The sequence below is a fragment of the Parahaemophilus parainfluenzae genome (genome assembly GCF_001055095.1).
Lineage (GTDB): Bacteria > Pseudomonadota > Gammaproteobacteria > Enterobacterales > Pasteurellaceae > Haemophilus_D > Haemophilus_D parainfluenzae_Z.
Map to the genome: position 1 here is coordinate 179,663 of NZ_JVHG01000023.1, position 23,312 is coordinate 202,974.

Consider the following 23,312-nt stretch of genomic DNA (forward strand, 5'->3'; position numbering starts at 1 on the left):
ATTCTTCCTTTAACATTAAATTTATTTCATTTGATTTGGCATCGAATTCTTTTCAATTTCCGGCATAAAGCTACCACCGGCAACCGCTCCCGTTCCTTCTACGGGTTGCATAATACCATTAGGTAATGCATCGGGATCTTGTTTTTGTGGTTCTCCTGTACATGCTGAGATCAGCAATGCACTCGAGATAATTAAGAGTAATTTATTCATAAAAAAGGTCATCCTGTTATTTTAAAATAAGATAAGCAATCACAGCTAGAGCAACCACACTCCAACCAATGATTTCAATGGATTTACGTAATTTCGCGGCGAATTTCTCTCCGCCCCATGCGGCCAGTTTTGCCACTAAAATAAAACGAGCAAAACGCGATACAAATGCGGTTATCACAAAGGGGATAAATGCCATTTGCATCACGCCGGCACAAATGGTGAAAACTTTATAAGGAATAGGACTAAAACCGGCAACAAAGACCACTAAAATACCCCATTCTTTAAACCACGCCATGGCCTGTTCCCAAGCAGCTTGGTATCCCCATTGTTGAATATAGCCTTGCACCCAATCAAAGGCGTAATAACCAATAGCATAACCAATCATTCCACCGACAACCGAAGCAATCGTGGTATAAAGTGCAAAACGAAATGCACTTTTCGGTTTTGACATTGACATCGGAATCAACATCACATCCGGTGGAACAGGGAAAAAAATGGCCTCAATAAAACTCACAAAGGATAACCAAAACACGGCAAAGCGATGTTTTGACCATTGCATTGTTTTATCATACATCGCACCAAAAATATTCATTCACTTATCCTTTATTGCTTCAATAGGGAAAATTCGTTTCAAAACGGCACATTATTCACTTTCCAGCCAATCTTGTAAAGCAGCAATTGACTGATGAGCAGTAAGATCCGCTTGAATTGGCGTAATGGCAACATAACCATTTTTTACCGCATGGAAATCTGTACCTTCACCATCATATTCTGGCAAGCCTGACGGGCCAATCCAATAAATATTTTCGCCACGAGGATCTTCTTGTTTAATCACTTCTGCAGCGGATGAGCGATAACCTAAATGACAGACTTTGATGCCTTTAAGCTCTTCGTAAGGCAAATCTGGCACATTGATATTGATCACTTCGCGTTTATTCAATAATTGAGGATGTAATTTCGGAATCAAATCACACACCACGCGAGCCGCTGTTTCATAATGCAAACGGCCATCTAAAGATACCGCAATAGCTGGCAACCCTAAATGTCGGCCTTCCAATGCTGCAGCCAAAGTACCTGAATAAATCGTATCATCCCCCATATTGCAACCCGCGTTAATGCCTGATACCACAAGATCCACTTGTCCAGATAAAAAACCGTTTAGTGCCAAATGCACACAATCAGCCGGTGTGCCATTCACGCAATAATCACCACTATCTAAATGACGTGGGCGAAGTGGCTCAACAAGCGTTAATGAGCTTGATGCCGCGCTACGATTACGATCGGGCGCAACGATCACCACATCGGCAATTTTGCGTAATTCTTTTGCTAAAACTTGAATCCCTTCGGCATGAAAACCGTCATCATTGCTGACTAAAATTCGCATTATTCTTCTTCCTTAATATTCACTAACTCTCGCACCAATGCAGTAGCATAACTCCCTGCCGGCAAATAAAATGAGAGCTTCAATCCTTCTTCAACAAACGTCCAATGGAAATCTTTTGTCTGCATCAATAAAGGGCGGCGAGCGGCTTTCATTCGTTCTTGTTTCATTAATTCTTGGAAAATCTGATGTTCCAAAACGACTTTATTTTCGACCGCACTTGCAGATAAATTTTCTTCGCCAATTAAAGGCGCAGTGAGCAAAATATCTTGTTCGTTCAAACGTTGCTGTAAGACCACTAAATCTTCATTTTCATCAGCCTTAAACCAACTGTGCGATCCGTTTAATTGCACAATATCGTCTCTTAGAACCTGATCTGCCACATTTTGTTCAATTCGTTCTGCTACAACTAAATTAAAAATTTCGCTGCGAGCTGCAGAAAGGTAAAAACTGCGTTTTTTACGATCTTTGACCTTAATCTCTCCTTTCGCCCAACGAATCGCTTGGGTCAGATTATGACCATCACGCCCAAAACGTTGTTCAGTGAAATAGTTAGGAAAACCGTATTTCGCCACAAAATTTAAGCGTTCATTTAACTCATCACTTTCTTTTGCACCACGCAATAAAATCTCGAAGGCATTTCCTTGAAGACTCCCCGTACGAATTTTACGATTGTGGCGAGTGACGTCTAAAATCTCGACGCCTTCCAACTGAAATTGGCTAAAATCTGGCGTTTCCTTACCCGGCATTTGCAAACAAAACCATTGCTCTGTAATGCCATGACGATCTTTCAAACCTGCATACCCCATATTTCGATCAGAAATGCCTGCGAACTTGGCAAGTTTTTCACCCACAAACAATGTATTGCAATCCGTTTTACGGATTTTTACCGCTACAAATTCGCCTTCACCTGACATTTCATAGCCAAGATCTTCTCTAACAATAAAATCAGCGAACGCTTGCTTTAAAAGTGCGGTCGTTTTTGGTGGTGTTTTTAAGGTGAAATAAGGGAGATGTTTGACCATTTTTTTCGTTCTAAAATAAGAAAGCCCAACTTTTTTCGCTGCAATAAATAGCGTGATCAGCTGGGCATGTTAAGCACAATTTATTCGCGCAGAATTTTAACCTTTCCTCCCCGTCAAGGCAAACTGAAATGAGCATAAATTTTTAGCGACATTTTCATCTTTATCCCCTACAATGACCGCACTTTTTCTGACAAAAGGAATGCCTTATGACGAACTTTAACGAACTTCAAGAAGAAACCCGTGAAATCATTACAGATTTATTAAATGACGGCAGCGATCCGGATGCGCTTTATATTATCGAACATCACATCGCCCATTATGATTTTGATACTTTAGAAAAAATTGCCGTAGATGCTTTCAAAGCAGGCTATGAAGTGTCAGAAGCGGAAGAATTTGAAGATGAAAGTGGCAAGGTGATTTTCTGCTTTGACATCATCAGTGAAGTAGAATTAAAGCCCGAAATTATCGATGCACAACAAAAAGAAATTTTACCATTAGTGGAAAAATACAAAGGCATTTATGATGGCTGGGGCACGTATTTTGAAGATCCGAATGCGGAAGATGATGAATACGGCGATGACGGCGAATTTTTTGACGATGAAGATGTCGAAGACGACAACGAACGTTTACATTAATAATAACAAAGGGCGTGTTAAACCGCCCTTAATTTTTATCTTACCCAAATAGGAATGAAAAAATGAAACTCAAAGCGCTTTCTTTAGCATTACTTGCCTTGCCTATCACTTCTTTTGCAGCAGAGCCCGTATCTCATCAGCCAACGGATGTCAGCTTTAGTGTTGAAGCTGAAAAAGAGGTAGAACGCGATTTATTGCAAGTCTCCCTTTTTTACCAAGCGGAAGGCAATGATTTATCCGCGCTCAATAAAACCATGGCAGAAAAAATGAATAAAGCCATTGAGCTAGCAAAAGCACAAAGTGCGGTTGAAATTAAAGACAATTCTCGTAACACATGGATTCGCTATGACAATAAAGGCAAACAGCAAGGTTGGATTGCGCGTGCAGAATTAACTTTGGAAAGTAAAGATTCTCAAGCGTTATCAACCTTAGTACATGAATTAGATGGCGTATTAGCCATTGATCGCGTAAGTGCCTCTGTTTCACGTGAGAAATTAAGTAGTTTAGAAAATGAATTAACCAAAGAGGCTTTAGCAAAAGTTAAAGATAAAGCCCTATTAATTCAAGAATCTTTGCAGATGAAAGGTTATCACACCCAAAGCCTTGACGTGTCTTCTGCCAATGATTCCGCGAATGATTTCCGCCCTTATGCTGCAGGGGCAATGATGGCAAAAAGTTTCTCTTACTCAGATGAAAAAGATGAAACTTACACTCAAAGTGGCAAAGAGAAAATTAAAGTCAGTGTGAATGCGCGAATTGCATTGCTTAAAGAATAATTTTCTATACAATGAATGACGATTTTTTTAATAAGGAAAACACTATGAAAATAGCAAAAAATACGGTTGTGAGTATCGCTTACCAAGTACGTACTCAAGACGGTGTATTAGTTGATGAAGCACCAGCAAATCAACCATTAGAATATTTACAAGGCCACAATAACTTAATCATTGGTCTTGAAAATGCCTTAGAAGGTAAAGAAGTTGGCGACAAATTTGAAGTGCGTGTTCAACCTGAAGAAGGCTACGGCGAATACAATGAAAACATGGTTCAACGTGTACCAAAAGATGTATTCCAAGGCGTAGATGAAGTCGTTGTTGGTATGCGTTTCTTAGCTGACACAGATATTGGTCCAGTTCCTGTTGTGATCACAGAAGTGGATGGCGATGAAGTGGTAGTTGATGGTAACCACATGTTAGCGGGTCAAGAATTACACTTCACTGTGGAAGTTGTTGGTACTCGTGAAGCAACATTAGAAGAAATTGCTCACGGTCACGTACATGGCGCACATGATCACCACCATCATGATGACGAAGATGGTCACAGTTGTGGTTGCGGCAGTCACGGTCATCACCACCATGATCACGATCATGGACACGGCGGTTGCTGTGGCGGTGGTCATAAACACGATCATGATCACGGACACGGTCATGGCGGCTGTGGTTGTGGCGGTCACTAATCTTCATTTAAGAGATAAAAAAAGTGCGGTTATTTTTAACCGCACTTTTTCTTTATCTAAACTTTCATTACAGAATGAATCGACTTAAATCTTCATTCTCGATCACTTCGCCTAATGCCTCAATCACATAGGCCGCATCAATATTCACGGTTTGTCCGTTCATATCGCTCGCATCAAATGAGATTTTATCCATTAAACGCTCCATAACGGTATGTAAACGTCTTGCACCGATATTCTCTGTTTTCTCATTCACACGGAAAGCAGCTTCAGCAATTTTCTTAATGGCATCTTGTGTAAATTCAATGCTCACGCCTTCTGTCGCCATAAGCGCTTTATATTGTTCTGTTAAAGAGGCATTTGGCTCAGTTAGAATACGCTCAAAATCCTCTGCCGTTAATGCAGACAATTCGACACGAATCGGTAAACGACCTTGCAATTCTGGGATTAAATCCGATGGACGCGCCACTTGGAATGCACCTGATGCAATAAAGAGAATATGATCGGTTTTCACCATCCCGTGTTTCGTATTAACTGTTGAACCTTCCACTAATGGCAATAAGTCACGTTGCACACCTTCACGAGAAACATCTGCGCCACTGTATTCACCTTTTTTACAGATCTTGTCGATCTCATCAATAAACACGATACCGTTTTGCTCAACCGCATCAATGGCTTTTTGCTTCAATTCTTCCGGATTAATCAATTTGGCCGCTTCATCGTCAATTAAGGTTTTTAATGCATCCTTAATTTTCATTTTGCGTTTTTTGGTTTTATCCGAACCCAGGCTTTGGAACATGGATTGCAACTGATTGGTCATTTCTTCCATGCCTGGAGGTGCCATGATTTCCACACCCATTGAAACGCCTGCAGACACATCAATTTCGATTTCTTTATCGTCTAATTGTCCTTCACGTAATTTTTTACGGAACGCTTGGCGAGTGCTGCTGTTGGTGTCGTGGTTTTCGACTTCACCCCATTGATTTTTCGGTGGGGGCAATAATGCATCTAAAATACGATCTTCCGCCGCATCTTCTGCTTTCGCTCGATTTTTTGCAATTTCTTGTTGGCGAACCAATTTCATCGCACTGTCCGTTAAATCACGGATAATGGAATCCACTTCTTTCCCCACATAGCCCACTTCGGTGAACTTGGTCGCTTCCACTTTAATAAATGGCGCATTGGCTAATTTTGCAAGACGACGCGCAATCTCGGTTTTACCCACACCCGTTGGCCCAATCATTAAAATATTTTTAGGGGTCACTTCATGACGAAGTGGCTCTTGCAACTGCATTCTTCTCCAACGGTTACGTAATGCGATCGCAACCGCTCTTTTCGCCTCTTTTTGGCCGATAATATGTTGATCTAATTCGGAAACAATTTCACGAGGGGTCATTTCAGACATAATTTTTCCTTATTTATTCGGTAATTCTTCGATAGTGAAATTTGTATTGGTAAACACGCAAATATCACCGGCAATTTTTAAAGATTTTTCCACAATTTCACGAGCTGATAAATCGGTATTTTCCACCAACGCACGGGCTGCCGATAATGCATAATTACCACCAGAACCAATGGCTAAAATCTGATCGGCTTCCGGTTGCACCACATCACCAATACCGGTAATGATTAAACTTTCTTTTTCATCCGCCACAATCAACATTGCTTCTAACTTGCGTAACGCACGATCGGTTCGCCAATCTTTCGCTAATTCCACGGCGGCTTTTAACAAATGCCCTTGATGCATTTCTAATTTACGTTCGAATAATTCAAATAAGGTGAACGCATCGGCTGTACCACCTGCGAAACCGGCTAAAACTTTGCCATTATATAAACGGCGTACTTTACGGGCATTCCCTTTCATGACGGTGTTGCCTAATGAAACCTGTCCATCGCCCCCAACAACCACTTGGCCATTACGACGTACGCTTACAATTGTTGTCATTCTTTTTATCCTTCTTTTAAGAAAAGTTATTCGTTATATGGCGTTCGATTCAGCCAAATTCAAGGGGTAATTTTTCTTTGATGCTTTATTAAACAATCATCTGAAAAAAATGTGATAAAGATCACTTTTTTAAATAGCAAACGATTGCTATTATTTCACACCCATATTTTAAAGGGATATGATTTGTTACAAGTAAAACAAACTACTTAATGAGGAAAACATGAAAAATTTACTTAAACTTTCTGCCATTGCAGTTTTAGCGGCAAGCGCAGTCTCTACTTTTGCATCAAACAAAGAACCTTACACTGAACAAGGTACGAATGCTCGTGAAATGACAGAGCAAAAGCCGATTCACTGGATCTCTGTTGAACAATTAAAAAAAGAATTGGAAGGCAAAGCACCAATTAATGTGAGCTTCGACATTGACGATACTGTCCTTTTCAGTAGCCCTTGTTTCTATCACGGCCAAGAAAAATACTCACCAGGTAAAAATGATTACTTAAAAAATCAAGATTTCTGGAATGAAGTAAATGCGGGTTGTGACCAATATTCTATTCCAAAACAAATTGCGGTGGATTTAATTAATATGCACCAAGCACGTGGTGACCAAATTTATTTCATTACCGGTCGTACAGCAGGTGATAAAGATGGTGTGACACCTGTGCTACAAAAAGCCTTTAATATTAAAGACATGCATCCTGTAGAATTCATGGGTGGTCGCAAACTTCCAACTAAATATAATAAAACACCGGGTATTATTGAGCACAAAGTAAGTATTCACTATGGTGACAGCGATGACGATATCCTAGCCGCAAAAGAAGCAGGTATTCGTGGTATTCGTTTAATGCGTGCCGCTAACTCCACTTACCAACCAATGCCAACCCTTGGTGGCTACGGCGAAGAAGTATTGATTAACTCTAACTACTAATCTTTATAAAAAAAGTGCGGTTATTTTGACCGCACTTTTCTTACCTAATTAACAATCTTAATTTTTAAAAAGTTTCTGGGAATATGCTAAAATTTTTCTGTTTCCAGGAGCCTATTTATGTCAGAACTCACCTCTAATCAATATTTAATCATCATTGCCGTGCTGGTTTTCATCAGCATTGTGATGCTTTTTCTATTAAGCCGCAGCAAACGAGATACGCAAGAATTACAACAAGATCTCAATAAAACTATCGAAGATTACAATCAATTAGCGGAGCGTTTTGATTCTTTAAGTGCTGTCAAAAATCAATTAGAACAACAAGCCGTTAAAGCACAAACTCATGCAGAAGGTTTGCAAACTCGCCTGAATGAACGTGATGAAAAAATCCAATATTTAGAAAAAGAATTGGATGAAGAACAGCTCCGTCATGATCAAATTGGCGGGCAAATCACCGCATTAAAAGAACGTTTTGGGATTGCATCCGCTCAAGCCGAAAGCTTGCAAGGTCAATTACAACAAGCTCAGGAAAATCTACTTAGAAAAGAACAAGAGCAGCAAAAAACGCAGGAAAAATTGACCGCACTCTCACAAGAATTAACAGAATTAAAAACGACGCTTTCTGAAAAAGAAAAACATTTTGCTGAACAGCAACAGCATATTGAGCAATCCAAACAACAGCTTGGTGTGGAATTCCAAAATCTGGCCAACCGTATTTTGGAAGAAAAAAGCCAATCCTTTAATCAAACCAATCAAACCGCATTGGAAATCTTGTTGAAGCCTTTCCGTGAACAAATCGAAGGCTTTCAAAAACGAGTCAATGAAATCCATTCGGAATCGGTGAAAGGCAATGCGGGTTTAGAAGCGGAAATCAAAAAGGTGTTGGAAATTGGCTTAAACATGTCGAAAGAAGCCAATAATTTAACCTCTGCACTAAAAGGTGAAAAGAAAACCTTAGGTAACTGGGGAGAAGTGCAACTTGAGCGTGCACTTCAGTTGGCTGGTTTAATTGAGAACGTGCATTACAGTGCACAAGCCCATTTTAAAGATGAGCAAGGCGGTCGAAACTATCCTGATTTTGTGCTGAATCTGCCCGATGAAAAAAACATTATCATTGATAGCAAAATGTCATTGAATGCTTATGAAAGTGCGGTCAATTCTGAGGATGAATTTGAACGTGAGCGTTTACTAAGGGAGCATATTAAAGCCCTGAAAAATCACATTGATGACTTGCACCGCAAGGATTACAGCAATTTGATTGGCATGCGCAGCCCTAATTTTGTCTTGATGTTCATCGCTGTAGAACCCGCTTATATTGAAGCCTTAAAATTAGACCCAAGTCTGTTTAATTATGGGTATGAGAAAAATGTCATTATGGTTTCACACACAACTCTCATGCCAATTTTACGCACAGTGGCAAATTTATGGCGTATCGAACGAGGTAATGCTGAGGCGAAAGAAATCGCAGAAAAAGCAGGCGAAATTTACAACCAGATTTGCTTGGTAGCAGAACGTTTGAGCAAACTGGGCAATACCCTTTCCACCGTAAGTAATCAATATAACAGTACTGTTACCGCTCTTGTGGGCCAACAAGGTTTAGTGGGGAAAGTAGAGCGATTTAAAGACTTGTCAGCGAAGGCTAACAAGAGCATGCCAAACGTTGAATTGCTCAATAATGACGTGGATTTAACGCGACTCTCCCTTATCACTACCGAGAACGGGGTAAAATAAAGCATACCTGTTGAATTTTTCTTTAAAAGCGGCTATTTTCTTGCCGCTTTTTTATTTGAATTTTTTATTTGTGGGGAATTTTATGACAACGGAACAAAAAGAAATCACGGATCCATGTGCAAAATATAACGAACAAACCAGTTTTCTAAGCAAAACAATTTTTGCAAGCCGTTGGTTACAAGTGCCTATTTACTTAGGTTTAATTGTCGTGCAAGGCATCTATGCCTACAAGTTTATGAAAAACTTGTGGTATCTCATCACCAATGTTAATGAAATGGATGCAGACACCATTATGCTCGCCGTGCTCAATCTCATTGATGTAGTGATGATTGCGAACTTATTGGTGATGGTGACATTAGGTGGTTATGAGATTTTCGTTTCAAAACTTCGTACGAAAAACCACCCCGATCAACCTGAATGGATGAGCCATGTGAATGCGACAGTACTAAAAGTGAAACTTTCTATGTCAATTATCAGTATTTCGTCCATTCACTTATTGCAAACCTTTGTGAATGCCTCAAAAATTTCTGAAAAAACGATTATGTGGGAAGTGATTATTCATTTTTCTTTCTTGATTTCAGCGATTGCCATGGCTTATACCGACAAAATTCTCTACAGTACAAGCCACAAAAACCATTAATACCAAAAGTGCGGTCAAAATTGACCGCACTTTTATTTTCTAGAACTCATCTTGATGTTTAAATTTCAATAAATCTCGACGTTCTTTTTTATTTGGACGACGATCAGGATGTGGCATTGAAAGGGCATTATTTTTTCTTGCCCACGCCATTTCTTCCCGTTTTTTCACACTCTGCGCCGTTTCTTGGTAAAGCAATTGTGCTTCAGGCGCACCACGACGTTGATCGCTCAAAGCAATCACTTCAATTTCTTTTTCATCGCTACCTTGGCGGAGTTTAATCATTGCACCAACTTCTACGGTTTTACTCACTTTAGCACGCTGACCGTTGTAATGGACTTTACCCCCTTCAATCATCGCTTTCGCGATGCTACGGGTTTTATAAAAACGTGCTGCCCAGAGCCATTTATCTAATCGTACCTCGTTATTTTCAGCCATAACTCTTCCTATTTCTCTCACTTTGCGTATGATGAGCCAATGACAAGATAATAGGGCTAATATCATGAAAAAACAACTTCCACACATTCTCTCCCTTTCCACCGTGGCAAAATCCCGTTTATTTGAAATTCAAGCTGTCGAACTCAAATTCTCCAATGGAATTGACCGCACTTATGAACGTTTCCGCCCTTTCAATCGAGATTCAGTGATGGTGATTGCGATTGATGGTGAAGATTTACTTCTTGTTCGTGAATACGCGGTAGGAACAGAACAATATGAGTTAGGCTTTGTAAAAGGTGGAATGGATATGGGAGAAACGCCCGAACAAAGTGCCAATCGAGAATTACAGGAAGAAATTGGCTTCGGCGCAAAAAAATGGACATTTTTACGTACCATGAAAATCAATCCACAAATTATGGGGCATAAAATGCACGTTTTATTAGGCGAAGATCTGTATCCAAATAAACTAGAAGGCGATGAGCCTGAACCATTAGAAATCGTGCGTTATCCTTTATCGCAACTTGATGCACTTTTGGTCAGTGATGAATTTAATGAGGCCAGAAATCTTGCTGCACTTTATTCTTTGCGCGATCATTTAAAAAAAACGCCAAAATTAATTGAATAAATTTAAATAATTTCTAATAGCAAGCGATTAACTTTAAAGAAAACTTGCATAAATATTCTTTTTTTGAGAATGTATCGCCATTTTTTGAAAAATATATATAGGAAAATCTATGTCTCATAATAATTTAAAAGAATTGACCTTCCGGGGGATGTTCCTTGGGGCGTTAATTACAGTGATCTTCACTGCATCTAACGTTTATTTGGGTCTTAAAGTGGGGATGACGTTTGCGTCCTCTATTCCTGCTGCCGTTATCTCTATGGCTGTTTTAAAATTCTTCAAGGATTCCAGTATTTTAGAAAATAACATGGTACAAACCCAAGCTTCATCAGCGGGGACGTTATCTTCTGTTATTTTCGTGCTTCCTGGCCTATTAATGATGGGTTACTGGCAAGAATTCCCATTCTGGCAAACAGTGCTCATCTGTGCTGCTGGCGGTACATTGGGCGTATTATTCACTATTCCATTACGTCGTGCAATGGTGGTGAATAGTGACTTACCTTACCCTGAAGGTGTGGCTGCTGCTGAAATCTTAAAAGCGGGTAATAATGACGAAAGCGACAGTGGTGTAAAAGATATTGCTTACGGTGGTATTTTTGCAGGAGCCGTTGCATTCTTAACCAACGCATTACGTGTCATGTCTGATAGCGCGAGCGCATGGTTCTCTAACGGCAAAGCGATTTTCCAATTACCGATGGGATTCTCTCTTGCCTTAGTGGGTGCAGGTTACTTAATTGGTATCGTAGGCGGTCTTGCTATGTTATTCGGGACATTCCTTGCTTGGGGTGTCGCGGTACCTTATTTCACTGCAACAGGCGATATGCCAACGGATGCCTCTATTGTTAGTTATGCCATGGCTGAATGGAAAACGAAAGTTCGCTTTATCGGTGTAGGTACTATCGGTATTGCAGCCATTTGGACATTATTAATCCTTTTCAAACCAATGATTGAAGGGATGGTTCATTCTTTCCGTATGTTAAAAGGCTCACAAGCTGAATCAGAACATCGTATTGATATCGACTTATCTCCAAAAACTATCATTTACATTTTATTGGCGACTGTCGTGCTAATCGTGATTTCTTTATATCACTTCGTTGCCGCAGCGCCTATTTCTGCCGAGCTTGCCGTATTATTAGTGGTGGTTTGTACGCTACTTGCGGTGTTAATTGGCTTCTTCGTTGCTGCCGCATCGGGTTATATGGCTGGACTTGTGGGCTCATCTTCTAGCCCTATTTCTGGTATCGGGATTATTTCTGTTATCGTGATTTCACTTGTTTTAGTGACCATTGGTAAAAGCAGTGGTTTATTTGAAACAGCGGACGGTCAAAAATTCTTAACCGCATTGACCTTATTCACAGCATCTATCGTTTTAACCACTGCAACCATTTCAAACGATAACTTACAAGACTTAAAAACCGGTCTTTTAGTGGAAGCAACTCCTTGGAGACAACAGGTTGCATTGATTATCGGTTGTTTCGTTGGTGCATTAGTCATTGCACCAGTATTAGAAATTCTATACCACGCTTATGGTTTCACTGGCGCATTACCACGTCCAGACATGGATCCTGCACAAGCGCTTTCAGCACCACAAGCAACCCTTATGACTACCATTTCACAAGGTATTTTCACCAACCATTTAGAATGGACTTACATTTTAACTGGTGTAGGTTTAGGTATTGTGTTGATTATTGTGGATGCATTCATGCGTAAAACCAGTGACAGCCGCTTTGCCTTACCAGTATTAGCGGTGGGGATTGGTATCTACCTTCCACCATCAATCAATATGCCGGTTGTAGTCGGTGCAGTAATGGCATGGTTTATCACCCGTCACATTAAAAACTATGCAAAACGCACTAACGATACTGAAGTGGAGAAAAAAGCAGAACGTTTCGGCACACTTTTCGCTGCGGGTTTAATTGTGGGTGAAAGCTTGATGGGCGTCATCTTAGCCTTCATTATCGCGGCATCTGTCACATCAGGTGGTTCTGAAGATCCATTAGCCTTAGGATTAGAAAATTGGGATAATATTGGCGAATTACTTGGTCTTGCCGTATTTATCTTTGGTATCTTTATTTTCGTTTCTCGTGTATTACGTGCGAAGAAATCGAAATAATGGATTTAAATAGGCTGTCCTCGGATAGCCTATTTTTCTAGGAGCTTAAGGTGTCAACGCAATCCCCTTATCTAAAAGCAATTATCATCTTCCCATTGGTTACACAGATAATCGGTAGCATTATTGCTTATGTCGCTTTCGGAATGGACTACTGCAAAGAAGGGAACTTCGATGCAGCATTATTTGGTTTCTTTCTGACATTTTGGCCACTCACCGTGCCGGCGATAATCAACGCTTACTTTGCTAAATACCGCGGCTATCTACGTCATCAGTGGAATAAAATTCTCATTTTTTCATTCATCATTCTTTTTTGTTATTGGAGTATCGGCAATCTTCTCATCGCACAAAATACCCAATATCTGACAGACCGTATATTATTCGTCTTAGAGGGTTCTTCTATCCTGGCAATCTATACGACAATCTTACTCTCCTTGTTATTACCGAAATCAAAGTAGGAAATAAACATGCAATTATCTCAATCTCTTCTCGATCAAGTACGCAGGCTCGCTAATGAAGCGGGAAAACATTTAGCGCGTTTTTACCAACAGGACGTAACAATACAAACCAAATCGGATAACACCCCCGTTACGGAAGCAGATTTATTTGTCAGCCAATTTTTAATCGAAAAACTGACCGCACTTTTCCCTGACATTCCTGTTCTTTCAGAGGAAAACTGCAATATTCCCTTTGAACAACGCCAAACTTGGCAAACTTATTGGCTAATCGATCCCCTTGATGGCACGCAGCAATTTATTGATCGCACAGATCAATTCTCCGTATTGATTACACTCGTGCAAAACCATCAACCTGTACTGGGGGTGATTCACTTCCCTATTTTGAATATTACCTATTACGCCATGAAAGGTTTTGGGGCATTTAAACAAAACGACAAAGAAATAAAAGCGTTACGTCCAAGAAAAATCGATCTTACCAAACCGTTAAAAATCGCCGTAGGTGCCACCACTTCACAAGAAAAAGTGCGGTCAATTTTAGCGAAGAATTTGTCATGTGAATTTACTGTGGTGGGTTCGAGCAGTTTGAAAAGTGGTTTGGTTGCAGAAGGGGTTGTTGATTGCTATGTTCGCCTCGGTAAAACCGGCGAATGGGACACGGCAGGCGCTGAAATTTTATTAACTGAAATCAATGGAATGATTTTCGATCCGCAGTATCATCCACTCACCTATAATCAGCGTAAAAGTTTAATTAATCCACCCTTTGTGATGGTGGCAGATAATACACAAAATTGGGCATCTGTCTTTCAATTTAATTGATTGGTTCGATTGGTAAAGTGCAGTAATATATTGCATTATTTAAAAATACTACTCGGAACAATAAGGAATAATATGCAAACTAATAATAACTGTATCGTGATTTTTGGTGCTTCCGGTGATTTAACTCACCGTAAACTCATTCCAGCACTTTATAATCTCTTCAAATTTGGTCGTTTAAACAAATTTTCTGTATTAGGTGTCGCGCGTTCAGAATTAAACGATGAGACTTTCCGTGAAAAAATGCGTGAAGCGTTACTTGAAACAGAAGAAACCACTCCAGAAACGCTAGACGCTTTTTGTAGTCATCTCTATTACCAAGCGGTAAACACATCTGATGCTGCGGATTACGGTAAATTAGTCCCACGTTTAGAAGAATTACATACTAAATATCAAACAAATGGCAACACCCTTTACTATATGTCCACGCCACCAAGCTTATATGGTGTAATTCCAGAATGCCTCGCGGCCCATGGTTTAAACGAAGAAAAAGACGGTTGGAAACGTATTATTGTCGAAAAACCTTTTGGTTACGATGAAAAAACAGCACAAGAACTCGACGTCCAAATTCATCGTTTCTTTGAAGAACATCAGATCTATCGTATCGATCATTATCTTGGTAAAGAAACCGTACAAAACTTGCTTGTTTTGCGCTTCTCGAATGGCTTATTCGAACCACTTTGGAACCGTAATTACATTGATTATGTCGAAATTACGGGTGCCGAAGCCATTGGTGTAGAAGAACGTGGTGGCTATTATGATGGTTCTGGCGCAATGCGTGACATGTTCCAAAACCACTTATTACAAGTTTTAGCCATGGTTGCCATGGAACCACCCGCAATCATCAATGCGAACTCAATGCGTGATGAAGTGGCCAAAGTCATGCATTCTTTACGTCCATTAACGCAAGATGACGTTGAGCACAACTTAGTGCTTGGTCAATATACTGCAGCGGAAATTGATGGCAAAGAAGTTAAAGGCTATTTACAGGAAAAAGGCGTTCCAGCTAACTCTCGCACTGAAACCTTTATGGCATTACGTTGCGAAATCGAAAACTGGCGTTGGGCTGGCGTACCTTTCTATGTGCGTACAGGTAAACGCTTACCGGCACGTGTGACAGAAATTGTGATTCATTTCAAAACTACACCACATCCGGTATTCAGTCAAAATGCGCCTGAGAATAAATTGATCATCCGTATTCAACCTGATGAAGCCATTTCAATGCGCTTTGGTTTGAAAAAACCAGGTGCGGGCTTTGAAGCCAAAGAAGTCTCAATGGATTTCCGTTATGCCGATTTAGCCGATGAGCAAGTGCTCACGGCTTATGAACGCTTATTGCTTGATGCGATGAAGGGCGATGCCACACTCTTTGCGCGTACGGATGCGGTGCACGCTGCATGGAAATTTGTGCAACCGATTTTGGATTACAAAGAAGCTGGTGGTCGAATCTACGAATATGAAGCGGGCACTTGGGGACCGATTGCAGCCGAAAAACTCATTGCGAAAAGTGGTCGCGTATGGCGTAAACCAAGCGGTAAAATGAAGAAAAAGGTTTAGTCATCAATATCTCGCCTTCTTCAATAAATAGAAGAAGGCTTATCACCGAATAGAGAGAAACAAACATGAACACCATCACCTTCCCAACGGCTCAACACGCTGTTGAAAAGATCGCCCAAGAATTTGTGATTTATAGCCAATTAAATCACCCTGTGCATATTTCTCTTTCTGGCGGTTCAACGCCTAAGCTGTTATTCAAAACTTTAGCCAAAGCGCCTTATACCGAACAAATCAACTGGAGAAATCTGCATTTTTGGTGGGGTGATGATCGCATGGTTCCGCCAACAGATTCAGAAAGCAACTACGGTGAAGTGCAAAAACGCTTATTTGATCATATTCAAATTCCCGCAGAAAATATCCACCGAATTCGTGGCGAAAATGAACCGCACTTTGAGTTAAAACGTTTCGAAGAAGAATTAAGTGCGGTCATTCCAAACGGTGTTTTTGATTGGATCATTTTAGGTATGGGGACTGACGGTCATACCGCTTCTCTCTTCCCACATCAAACTAATTTTGATGATGAAAACCTAGCTGTCATTGCCAAACACCCTGAAAGTGGTCAAATTCGCATTTCTAAAACAGCCAAACTCATTGAACAAGCCAAACGCATTACCTATTTAGTCACTGGCGAAAGCAAAGCAGACATTTTAAAAGAAATCCAAACGACTCCTGCAGAGAATCTGCCTTATCCCGCAGCAAAAATTAAAGCAAAAAATGGCGTGACGGAATGGTATTTGGATAAAGCGGCGGCGAAATTGCTATAACAAGTTGAGTATCAAATACCATAGGATTGCAAAATGATAGACTACAAAGTAAATGAACCAATTTCAGTTAAACAATTTATTGAATTGTTAAATAAAACAACGCTCGGGGCACGCCGTCCGTTAGAGGATGAAAAACGCGTCGCGGCAATGTTGCATCATGCGGATTTATTAGTCACCGCTTGGGATGGTGAACGATTAGTGGGTGTGGCACGTTCCGTGACGGATTTTGCCTACTGCTGTTATTTATCTGATTTAGCGGTTGATGAGCAATATCAAAAACAAGGTATCGGCTTGCAGTTAATTGAACACACTAAACAAGCCTTACATACACAAGCCAAAATTGTGCTTTTATCTGCTCCACAAGCAGTAGATTATTATCCGCATATTGGATTTACTCAACATATGAGTGCATGGACGAAGAGTTAATTTATTAGAATGATATGGAGACAAAAATGAAAAAACTGTTTGTACTACTTACTTCAACGTTGTTATTTGCTTGTTCATCTGGTCCATCTTTAGATCAGTTAGCGACACAAATGCCAAAAGATAATCGCTCAGTAATGCTTCAAGTTCCAGAAGCAGGAAACCCAGTTTCAAATGGAATGCTTGTAGCAACGATTAGAACCGCAGGTGGTACTTCAGGAAAACGACTCGTATCTCTTTTAGCTACAGATAATTTACACATTGGAATTGCAGGGAACAGTCAATCTGTGAATAAAGCAGTTGCTATGTATGGACTAAATAATGCAGAAAAGGTCGGCAAGGATGTATCTTTATACCTTGTTGGAGATAGTCAAAGTGATAAAGCAGATCTAGAAAAAGCCGCAAAAGCGAAAAATGTAGAAATGCATTACATTATGCAAAAATAAGATATAGATACATCAGATGCAGGGTGACTTTAATGTTGAATTTAGATAATAAAAAATTTGTTGCTGTTGAAAACACCGCAAATGGTGAGGTGAGTAGCCAAACAGAATTTCATTACCATCAACAAGGTAAAATGATTTGGGCCGAATATTGTGGTGGTGAAATTTTAAAAGGCTTTTTAATTGGGAAGTGGATTAACGATACTCAAATTGAATTTACGTATCAACATTTAAATCAATCTCTAGAAAATCGTTTGGGGCGTTGCTGTACAACATTTTCTTTAGAAGAAAGTAAACTCATCGGTCATGAAAAATGGCAGTGGCTAGACACGTTAGAGCAAGGCAGCTCTTTAATTAAAGAAATTTAAAAGAAGTTTTGCTACAGAATATCTGAAACAAGCTTCTTATACTTTACAATAAATACTAAATGATAGGTGCATCCGTACCTCACAAACAGGAGAAAACAATGTCAGTAAAAGGCGACATCGGTGTTATCGGCTTAGCCGTAATGGGGCAAAACCTTATTTTAAATATGAATGATCATGGCTTTAAAGTCGTGGCATATAACCGTACCACGTCAAAAGTGGATGAATTTTTACAAGGTGCGGCAAAAGGCACCAATATTATTGGCGCATATTCTTTAGAAGATTTAGCTTCTAAATTAGAAAAACCACGTAAAGTGATGTTAATGGTGCGCGCGGGTGATGTAGTGGATCAATTCATTGAAGCATTACTGCCACATTTAGAAGAAGGCGACATCATTATTGATGGGGGTAACTCAAACTATCCTGATACCAACCGTCGTGTAAAAGCATTGGCTGAAAAAGGCATCCGCTTTATCGGTTCGGGGGTTTCTGGTGGTGAAGAAGGTGCGCGTCATGGACCATCTATTATGCCGGGTGGTAACCAAGAAGCATGGCCATATGTCAAACCAATCTTCCAAGCAATCTCAGCTAAAACCGAACAAGGTGAGCCTTGCTGTGACTGGGTTGGCGGTGAAGGTGCAGGCCACTTTGTGAAAATGGTTCACAATGGTATCGAATATGGCGATATGCAATTAATCTGTGAGGCTTACCAATTCTTAAAAGAAGGTTTAGGCTTAAGCTATGAAGAAATGCAAGCGATCTTCGCAGAATGGAAAAAAACTGAACTTGATAGCTATTTAATCGATATCACGACCGATATTCTTGGTTATAAAGATGCTGATGGTGAACCATTAGTTGAAAAAATTTTAGATACGGCAGGCCAAAAAGGGACAGGTAAATGGACGGGTATCAATGCATTAGATTTTGGTATTCCATTAACCTTAATCACTGAATCCGTCTTTGCTCGTTGCGTATCTTCATTTAAAGATCAACGTGTTGCCGCTAATCAATTATTTGGCAAAACAATTCAACCGGTTGAAGGTGATAAAAAAGTGTGGATTGAAGCAGTACGTAAAGCATTATTGGCGTCAAAAATCATTTCTTACGCACAAGGCTTTATGCTGATTCGTGAAGCCTCTGAACAATTTGGCTGGAACATCAACTACGGTGCAACAGCGTTATTATGGCGTGAAGGTTGTATTATCCGTAGCCGTTTCTTAGGTAACATTCGCGATGCATATGAAGCAAATCCAGATTTAATCTTCTTGGGTTCAGATAGCTACTTCAAAGGCATTTTAGAAAACGCATTAAGTGACTGGCGTAAAGTGGTGGCAAAATCTATCGAAGTGGGCATTCCAATGCCATGTATGGCATCTGCGATTACCTTCTTAGACGGTTACACTTCAGCCCGTTTGCCAGCAAACTTATTGCAAGCACAACGTGACTACTTCGGCGCACATACTTATGAGCGTACTGACAAACCACGCGGTGAATTCTTCCACACCAACTGGACAGGTCGCGGCGGTAATACTGCATCTACTACTTATGATGTGTAAGTCTAAAAACGTATGATAAACTCACCGCACTTTGTTCACATAAAGTGCGGTTTATTTTTACCTTATTTTGGAGAAACCTATGTTACCTCAATCACGCTTAGATAAAATTTCAGAAATGGAAAACCTTCTTAATGAAGCAGAGAGTTTCTTAGCCGACGCAGAACAATTTCTTGAAAAATGGCAGGCTTTCTTACCAAAAATGAAAACCTTAGAACACTATTATTTTGATGGTGACTGGCGAGAAGATTATCAAGCTTATGAGGACGGTAAAATCCCAGAGGATATGCCTTGTGGTGTATTAAGTGAAGATTTAGTATTTAATGCGAGTACAGGACACCATGGATTGGCGATTGAATATTTGAAAGTGGTTGCGAAAGTATTAGATAATGGCCCTGCCAAGTAGACAGGGCCAAACCAAATAGAATAATTAATTGCTTACTTTTTTAGCACCAAAAGCTCCGCCATATCTATTGAAGTTATTATAAACTCCCGCAACCTCTTCAGCATTTTTGCCATAAAAACCACCAGAAACTCTTAAACTTCTAACTGAGGATGCGTCTTCATTACTAAATTTATTGCCTTTAATTTGAGCATTGAAAGGAAGATCTGCTTTACCTTTACCATCTTCAGCTGGAACTTCAAAAGCGCCAGAAATAGTCTTATCACCGAAATTGACGTCAAGTGTTGCTTTACCGGTTACAAGGTAATATTTAGCGTTGCTAAACTTGTTATCTTTATTATCTACTTCAATCAAATGTTGACCTTCATATCTTGCTGAGCCACTAGCTGGAATATTTTCTACATCAGTTTCTCTACCCTGAGCAAAAAGAATACCCTCATGCGACATCTGATCAACCACCAAACCATAACGAGCATTTTTTAGGTTATCACCAATCATTCGAGTTGTAACACCAGAGGTTGTCGACTTAGCATCTTGCAACCAACCATCATTACGAATCATATCAGATCCAACTAGTGGAATATCTTTCCCTCTTACACTTAATTTATCAATATTATTGTCTCTTTCATAAGAATCGAAGAAAATCGAATTGTTTCCTGTAAAACTCAAGCCTGTTACTTTATCTTTCTTCAATTCAACTTTTTTATTCGAAGAATTATTTGGTGCAGGGCTAGAGCTATTGCTAGAGCTATTGCTATTGCTATTGCTATCACCACTGCCACCACCACTGCCACAAGCAGCTAAAGCAACTGATAATACAGTTAATAATAAAGTATGTTTTACTTTCATAGTAGATTCCTCTTAGGGTTATTAAATAAATCCAGATTGGAATTATATCATTTTAAAACAATATATTAAATGTAACACCCTTATAAAAATACGATTAAAAATACGATAAACAATCCTATTAAATATATTTACTGAACTTTCATTCATCTCCGTTTGTCTTATAGAATACTATCAATATGGATAGTTTTATATGTTAAACACGGAGAGATCCTATGAAATTAATTGGAAAATCACTTGTTATCGCGATGACTGTTATTTCCCTTGCTGCATGTGGAAATATGAACCGTACACAAAAAAATACAACAGCTGGCGCAGCTATTGGTGGCGTAGCAGGCTATATGCTTGGTGGTAATACCGCGACCACATTAGGTGGTGCCGCATTAGGTGGCGTAATCGGTAGCCAAGTCAATAAATAGTCAAAAAAATAACCGTACTTAATTAAGTGCGGTTGTTTTTTATTATTTCTCGGCTGTTTTTTCTGCGCTAGGTTTACGGCGTTTGCCAATATTTTTCGTATCTTTATGACGCAGTTTAGCTTTTTTCTTCACCTCTGATTTTTTCTTTTCTTCACGCTTTTCTTTAATACGCGCTTTTTGCTTTTTAGACATAGATTTTACTTCCCCATCTTTCGGTGGTTTAGTACGCGGTTCTAGCCCTTCTAAAATACGTGCTTTCAACAGCTCTTCCGTGTAGCGTTTAATTTTACCGAGCAATTTGTAATCATGGGCTTCCACAAAAGAAACTGCGGTGCCTTTTTTCCCTGCACGAGCGGTACGACCAATACGGTGTAAATACGTGTCGGCACTATAAGGTAAATCAAAGTTCATGACGTGCGTCACATCATCAATATCAATCCCGCGAGCAGCCACGTCAGTAGCCACTAACACAGTAACAACACCTGATTTTAATTTATCAATGGCATTATTACGTTGCGTTTGCGCCATATCGCCTTCTAGATAAGTAGAGCGAATGCCACGCTTACGCAAGGTTTCAGAAAGCTCACGCACATCTTCGCGACGACGGACAAACACAATACCACGGCTCACTTTTTCGGTTTCAATAAAACGTGCAAGTAACTTGATTTTATGTTCATTGCTATCGGCGTGATAATACCATTGGTTGATTTTCTTACGCTCACGACGGCTTGGCTCTGCATCGATTTTTACTGGGTCATTCAATAAACGTTCTGCGAAATCAACTAATAACTCCCCTTCTAATGTCGCTGAGAAAAGGAGAGTTTGTTTACGCCAACGTGTTTCAGCCGCAATTTTCTCTGCATCTTGGCCAAAGCCCATTTGCAACATGCGATCTGCTTCATCAAAAATCAGTATTTCTACCGCACGACAATCAAAGTTCTCTTCTTTGATGTATTGTAATAAACGCCCCGGTGTTGCTACTACGATATCCTGATTTGAATTAAATACTTCCCCATGATTTTGATACGCCACACCACCGGTAATCGTAGCAATCTTCAAATGCGTGAATTGAGCCAGTTCTTCCGCTTGTTCCGCAACCTGCATCGCTAACTCACGGGTTGGCGTTAAAATTAAAATGCGAGGTGCGCCTGGCTTACGACGTGGATAATCCAATAAATGCTGAATCGCTGGCAATAAAAATGCGGCAGTTTTTCCTGTACCTGTTGGTGCAGAACCTAACACGTCACGCTCTTCCATTGCTGCCGGAATCGCTTCTAATTGGATGGCGGTTGGGCGGGTATAACCTTTCTTTTCTAAGGCCTTTAATAATTCAGGGGAAAGATCGAATTCTTCAAATGGGGATAAATTCATTATTTTGCGTTAATTTGTTAAAATTTGGGCTGATTATACCTGAAAGTGCGGTCATTTTCCGCAAGATTTTATGAGCAGCTTTACCTTCAAACAATTCCATATTAATCAACAACATTGTGCGATGAAAGTCGGCACAGATGGCATTTTACTGGGTGCTTGGGCGGATGTGTCTGATTGTCAGTATATTCTAGATATGGGGACTGGCACGGGCTTGGTTGCATTAATGCTCGCCCAACGAAGTCATGAGCATTGCCAAATTGAAGCCGTTGAACTCGATTCCCTCGCCGCTCAACAAGCGCAAGAAAACTTCAAGGCTTCGCCATGGCACAATCGTCTTCATTTAACACACCAAGATGTGCAAACCTATTGCCAACAAACTGCACATCAATTTGATTTAATTGTGGCGAATCCGCCTTATTTTGCGCAAGGTATAGAATGTAAAAATGATGAGCGAGCACTTGCTCGTTATGTTCAACAAAGCCATTTAGATTGGTTAAATTGGGCGGCGAGTTGTTTATCCGAAAAAGGAAAAATCAGTTTTGTCTTGCCTTATGAGGCGGGAAAAACATTGATAAATTCAACCGCACTTTATTGTATTAAGCAGACTAATGTCATTACAAAGACAGGGAAAGCACCACAACGAATGTTACTCACGTTTAGCCGAGAGCATTTACCACTGGTAAAAGATAGCTTGGTGATTTATAACGAAAACAATCAGTACACAGAGGAATTTATTGCATTGACGAAGGCATTTTATTTAAAAATGTAAGGGCATATGACTATGC

Annotated in this window: 28 protein-coding genes; 19 read left to right on the top strand and 9 right to left on the bottom strand. The window is 40.0% G+C overall.

Annotated features, from left to right (window positions below):
- Positions 1–21: 21 nt before the first annotated feature.
- Genes ADA56_RS06590 through truD form a run of 4 tightly spaced genes read right to left on the bottom strand, consistent with a single transcriptional unit; the run spans position 22 to position 2,616 of the window.
- The gene (locus ADA56_RS06590; RefSeq protein WP_049363974.1) at positions 22–210 is read right to left on the bottom strand and encodes a hypothetical protein; all 189 of its coding nucleotides are present in this window, start codon (positions 208–210) and stop codon (positions 22–24) included.
- 16 nt (positions 211–226) lie between these two features.
- On the bottom strand, positions 227–802 hold the full coding sequence (locus ADA56_RS06595; protein ID WP_049364715.1) for a YqaA family protein: 576 nt from the start codon (positions 800–802) through the stop codon (positions 227–229).
- 51 nt (positions 803–853) lie between these two features.
- The gene (surE, locus tag ADA56_RS06600) at positions 854–1,594 is read right to left on the bottom strand and encodes a 5'/3'-nucleotidase SurE (RefSeq protein WP_049364714.1); all 741 of its coding nucleotides are present in this window, start codon (positions 1,592–1,594) and stop codon (positions 854–856) included.
- The gene (gene truD / locus ADA56_RS06605; protein WP_049369888.1) at positions 1,594–2,616 is read right to left on the bottom strand and encodes a tRNA pseudouridine(13) synthase TruD; all 1,023 of its coding nucleotides are present in this window, start codon (positions 2,614–2,616) and stop codon (positions 1,594–1,596) included. The genes surE and truD overlap by 1 nt, the downstream gene beginning before the upstream one ends.
- A 206-nt stretch (positions 2,617–2,822) precedes the next feature.
- Between truD and rraB the strand changes: the two genes are divergently transcribed.
- The 3 genes from rraB to slyD all read left to right on the top strand — a co-directional run bounded on the left by rraB (position 2,823) and on the right by slyD (position 4,707).
- Positions 2,823–3,251, top strand: coding sequence for a ribonuclease E inhibitor RraB (gene rraB / locus ADA56_RS06610; protein WP_005695141.1), 429 nt, complete (start codon positions 2,823–2,825; stop codon positions 3,249–3,251).
- Between the two features lie 62 nt (positions 3,252–3,313).
- Positions 3,314–4,027 carry an SIMPL domain-containing protein gene (locus tag ADA56_RS06615; protein ID WP_049369889.1) on the top strand — a complete coding sequence of 238 codons (714 nt, stop codon included), beginning with the start codon at positions 3,314–3,316 and terminating at the stop codon, positions 4,025–4,027.
- Positions 4,028–4,071: 44 nt separating this feature from the next.
- Positions 4,072–4,707, top strand: coding sequence for a peptidylprolyl isomerase (gene slyD, locus ADA56_RS06620; protein WP_049369890.1), 636 nt, complete (start codon positions 4,072–4,074; stop codon positions 4,705–4,707).
- 67 nt (positions 4,708–4,774) lie between these two features.
- On the opposite strand, the gene hslU is transcribed toward slyD, so the two are convergent.
- On the bottom strand, positions 4,775–6,109 hold the full coding sequence (hslU, locus tag ADA56_RS06625; RefSeq protein ID WP_049369891.1) for an HslU--HslV peptidase ATPase subunit: 1,335 nt from the start codon (positions 6,107–6,109) through the stop codon (positions 4,775–4,777).
- 9 nt (positions 6,110–6,118) lie between these two features.
- Entirely contained in the window at positions 6,119–6,649 is a 531-nt protein-coding gene (gene hslV, locus ADA56_RS09815) for an ATP-dependent protease subunit HslV (protein ID WP_005695137.1), read from the bottom strand.
- 220 nt (positions 6,650–6,869) lie between these two features.
- Here hslV and aphA point away from each other — a divergent pair, with 220 nt between their 5' ends.
- The 3 genes from aphA (at position 6,870) to ADA56_RS06645 (ending at position 9,945) form a co-directional block, all read left to right on the top strand.
- Positions 6,870–7,577 carry an acid phosphatase AphA gene (gene aphA / locus ADA56_RS06635; protein ID WP_049369892.1) on the top strand — a complete coding sequence of 236 codons (708 nt, stop codon included), beginning with the start codon at positions 6,870–6,872 and terminating at the stop codon, positions 7,575–7,577.
- A gap of 117 nt (positions 7,578–7,694) precedes the next feature.
- Entirely contained in the window at positions 7,695–9,305 is a 1,611-nt protein-coding gene (rmuC, locus tag ADA56_RS06640; protein ID WP_049369893.1) for a DNA recombination protein RmuC, read from the top strand.
- A gap of 82 nt (positions 9,306–9,387) precedes the next feature.
- Complete coding sequence (locus tag ADA56_RS06645) at positions 9,388–9,945, top strand: TIGR00645 family protein (protein WP_049369894.1); 558 nt, start codon at positions 9,388–9,390, stop codon at positions 9,943–9,945.
- A 39-nt stretch (positions 9,946–9,984) separates the two neighbouring features.
- On the opposite strand, the gene hslR is transcribed toward ADA56_RS06645, so the two are convergent.
- Complete coding sequence (hslR, locus tag ADA56_RS06650) at positions 9,985–10,380, bottom strand: ribosome-associated heat shock protein Hsp15 (RefSeq protein WP_049363966.1); 396 nt, start codon at positions 10,378–10,380, stop codon at positions 9,985–9,987.
- Between the two features lie 64 nt (positions 10,381–10,444).
- On the opposite strand from hslR, the gene nudE reads away from it, so the two are divergent.
- The 11 genes from nudE (at position 10,445) to ADA56_RS06705 (ending at position 19,894) form a co-directional block, all read left to right on the top strand.
- Positions 10,445–11,005 carry an ADP compounds hydrolase NudE gene (gene nudE / locus ADA56_RS06655; protein WP_049369895.1) on the top strand — a complete coding sequence of 187 codons (561 nt, stop codon included), beginning with the start codon at positions 10,445–10,447 and terminating at the stop codon, positions 11,003–11,005.
- Between the two features lie 109 nt (positions 11,006–11,114).
- Positions 11,115–13,115 carry an OPT family oligopeptide transporter gene (locus tag ADA56_RS06660; protein WP_080972349.1) on the top strand — a complete coding sequence of 667 codons (2,001 nt, stop codon included), beginning with the start codon at positions 11,115–11,117 and terminating at the stop codon, positions 13,113–13,115.
- Between the two features lie 50 nt (positions 13,116–13,165).
- Positions 13,166–13,570 (top strand): hypothetical protein, encoded by a 405-nt coding sequence (locus ADA56_RS06665; RefSeq protein ID WP_049369896.1) that lies wholly within the window; start codon positions 13,166–13,168, stop codon positions 13,568–13,570.
- Between the two features lie 9 nt (positions 13,571–13,579).
- Positions 13,580–14,386, top strand: coding sequence for a 3'(2'),5'-bisphosphate nucleotidase CysQ (gene cysQ, locus ADA56_RS06670; RefSeq protein ID WP_049369897.1), 807 nt, complete (start codon positions 13,580–13,582; stop codon positions 14,384–14,386).
- A gap of 72 nt (positions 14,387–14,458) precedes the next feature.
- Entirely contained in the window at positions 14,459–15,940 is a 1,482-nt protein-coding gene (gene zwf / locus ADA56_RS06675; RefSeq protein WP_049369898.1) for a glucose-6-phosphate dehydrogenase, read from the top strand.
- Positions 15,941–16,005: 65 nt separating this feature from the next.
- Positions 16,006–16,704 (top strand): 6-phosphogluconolactonase, encoded by a 699-nt coding sequence (gene pgl / locus ADA56_RS06680; protein WP_049369899.1) that lies wholly within the window; start codon positions 16,006–16,008, stop codon positions 16,702–16,704.
- Between the two features lie 33 nt (positions 16,705–16,737).
- Entirely contained in the window at positions 16,738–17,130 is a 393-nt protein-coding gene (locus ADA56_RS06685; RefSeq protein WP_049369900.1) for a GNAT family N-acetyltransferase, read from the top strand.
- A gap of 26 nt (positions 17,131–17,156) precedes the next feature.
- Positions 17,157–17,573 (top strand): hypothetical protein, encoded by a 417-nt coding sequence (locus ADA56_RS06690; protein ID WP_065420070.1) that lies wholly within the window; start codon positions 17,157–17,159, stop codon positions 17,571–17,573.
- Between the two features lie 32 nt (positions 17,574–17,605).
- Complete coding sequence (locus ADA56_RS06695) at positions 17,606–17,938, top strand: hypothetical protein (RefSeq protein ID WP_049369902.1); 333 nt, start codon at positions 17,606–17,608, stop codon at positions 17,936–17,938.
- 98 nt (positions 17,939–18,036) lie between these two features.
- Entirely contained in the window at positions 18,037–19,491 is a 1,455-nt protein-coding gene (gene gnd, locus ADA56_RS06700) for a decarboxylating NADP(+)-dependent phosphogluconate dehydrogenase (RefSeq protein WP_049364697.1), read from the top strand.
- A gap of 79 nt (positions 19,492–19,570) precedes the next feature.
- Positions 19,571–19,894, top strand: a complete 324-nt coding sequence (locus ADA56_RS06705; RefSeq protein WP_049369903.1) for a DUF4298 domain-containing protein — start codon at positions 19,571–19,573, stop codon at positions 19,892–19,894.
- A gap of 24 nt (positions 19,895–19,918) precedes the next feature.
- Here ADA56_RS06705 and ADA56_RS06710 read toward each other — a convergent pair whose 3' ends face one another.
- Positions 19,919–20,740, bottom strand: coding sequence for a transferrin-binding protein-like solute binding protein (locus ADA56_RS06710; RefSeq protein WP_049369904.1), 822 nt, complete (start codon positions 20,738–20,740; stop codon positions 19,919–19,921).
- 212 nt (positions 20,741–20,952) lie between these two features.
- Here ADA56_RS06710 and ADA56_RS06715 point away from each other — a divergent pair, with 212 nt between their 5' ends.
- Positions 20,953–21,156: a surface antigen gene (locus ADA56_RS06715; protein ID WP_049369905.1), complete on the top strand. Its 204-nt coding sequence runs from the start codon at positions 20,953–20,955 to the stop codon at positions 21,154–21,156.
- Between the two features lie 42 nt (positions 21,157–21,198).
- Here ADA56_RS06715 and srmB read toward each other — a convergent pair whose 3' ends face one another.
- Positions 21,199–22,527, bottom strand: a complete 1,329-nt coding sequence (gene srmB / locus ADA56_RS06720) for an ATP-dependent RNA helicase SrmB (protein ID WP_049369906.1) — start codon at positions 22,525–22,527, stop codon at positions 21,199–21,201.
- 70 nt (positions 22,528–22,597) lie between these two features.
- On the opposite strand from srmB, the gene ADA56_RS06725 reads away from it, so the two are divergent.
- A complete protein-coding gene (locus ADA56_RS06725; protein ID WP_049369907.1) occupies positions 22,598–23,296 on the top strand; it encodes a tRNA1(Val) (adenine(37)-N6)-methyltransferase in 699 nt (232 codons plus the stop codon).
- Positions 23,297–23,312 lie beyond the last annotated feature (16 nt).